Consider the following 2,020-nt stretch of genomic DNA (forward strand, 5'->3'; position numbering starts at 1 on the left):
AGTACGGATTCTAATCCAATTAAACCAGATATGCCTAATGTAAATAATATTTTAGAAGGAAACCAGTTTGCATGGTCGCTGAAAGGGATTAGTGATTTCGAGTTTGCTAAAATTAATTTCAATAAATCGACAGAAGAAATGCAAGTAGACTTAAAAGCAGGCGTACCGCATCATTATTTTAATGAAACATATGCGAGTATTAAAGTACAAAATGCATCAGGGAAAGTAGTATACAATAAAGACATTTATGGAAATAAACAACAAAATGCTGAATCGCAAAAAGTTTCAGTCAAAGTAGGAGATTATATTGAGTTAACACATCTAGAAGGTGTGCATAGAGCTACTCTCACAAATGTAGATAATAGTAAACAAGAGAGCTTTGGAAAAAAAGCCATGTACGAAGTTACAAAGGAAGGTCTGAAGAAAGTAAATCAAATTGTTAATCCGAAACCAGATACAGAAGCTCCCACACAGCCACAAGGATTATATGCAAGCAACCTTACTTCTAACAGTGTAGAGCTAAAATGGAATCCTTCTACAGATAATGTAGGTGTAAAAGAATATCAGGTATTACGCGATGGACAATTGATTCAAACGGTACAAGGAACGACGTTTACTGATCAAAACTTAACAGTTAATAAGGAATATAAATATGCAGTGAAGGCTGTAGATGCAGCTGGAAATACATCAATCCAAAGTGAAATTCTTCTTGTAAAAACCAAAGATCAAAATGTATCTTATGAAAAATGGGATCCAAAGAAGGCATATACAAAGGGCGATAAAGTAGAACATCAAGGGACAGTGTATGAAGCTGTTCAAAATCATCAAGGAAATGGTGACCCGAATTGGATATTTGCACTATCGTTATGGAAAGCAATTACAATCAATTAATATGTAAGAATCAGATGTAAAGATAGAACAACATCCAGTATTTTAAAGAATTACTGGATGTTGTTTGAATTTTGATAGATTTCTCTACTACGTTAGTATTCAATAATAAAAATTAGAAAAGGATGTAGATTAGTGATTAGTCAGAAAACAAAGCAAAGATTTAATAAAGTTATTATAATTACCGCAGCATGTAGCATGTTTTCTATGTTTGGAACGTCTATTTTGCACACTAAAGCTGCAACACATTCAGCTGCTCCAGCAGTTTATGTGAGTCCCCAAAATATACCTGCCTCAGATATTATTAGTATAGACTGGTCACCAGTTCAGACACCACCTTATACGTACTGGGCTGTACACAACTGGAATGCAGGTGGTGAAGCTGGAGGATATGCTGGTTTTCAACAACAAAGTGGGTTTGATGAAAATGGAAAACGTACTTTACATTTTGCCTTATGGGATCCAATTTCCTCTAAAGAAGCAATAAAGGCCGAATACTTATCTCCGAATTCGCAAGCTGGACCCTTTGGAGGAGAAGGAACAGGAATGAAGGTTCAAACAACTTATGGTTGGAAAGACTACAATTGGTACACAATGACAATGCGTTCATGGCAAGAAAATGGTCATACTAAATTTGGACAATGGATGAAAGATGTAACAAAGAATAAATGGCATCAAATTGCAATTATGGACTTTCCGGTTGCTAATGTTGCATTTAATCATGGTTTAGGAATGTTTCAAGAAGACTGGGCTGATAGTGGACAGAATGTTCGAGAAGCGCGCTTGAAAAATGGTTATAGCCGAAAATTAGTTGATAAACAATGGAGTTCTTGGAATAATCAAAGTATTTCTGGAACGCATGATAATACTTATCAATATGATGGAGGATCTACTTCAGAATATGTATGGGTCAAAGCAGGAGGTAATACGCAGTCTACTATTGAGGCAGGAAAAATATTCACGCTAAATCAACCTACTCAACCTGAAATAGGAAAACTAGATTTTGATATCCAATCTATATATTATGAAAATGAAAAATTAAATGTATCTTGGAAACTAAAAGAAAATAGTACACCGCAATTTAAGGGGAAAATTGAAATTTATAACAATGAAAATATGACGGGCCAACCTA

At 34.8% G+C, this 2,020-nt stretch carries 2 protein-coding genes; both read left to right on the plus strand.

Features of this window, described 5'->3' with window-relative positions; translation table 11 throughout:
• The coding region (locus tag ACQGS6_RS27255) for a putative mucin/carbohydrate-binding domain-containing protein (protein ID WP_426965929.1) at positions 1–891 on the plus strand (891 nt) is incomplete at its 5' end.
• A gap of 132 nt (positions 892–1,023) precedes the next feature.
• Positions 1,024–2,020 (plus strand): DUF3472 domain-containing protein (locus tag ACQGS6_RS27260; protein WP_426965930.1); only part of this gene is annotated, 997 nt, incomplete at its 3' end.

Origin of the sequence: Bacillus sp. GMs2/2 (assembly GCF_050172095.1) — a bacterium.
GTDB classification, from domain to species: Bacteria; Bacillota; Bacilli; order Bacillales; family Bacillaceae_G; genus Bacillus_A; species Bacillus_A cereus.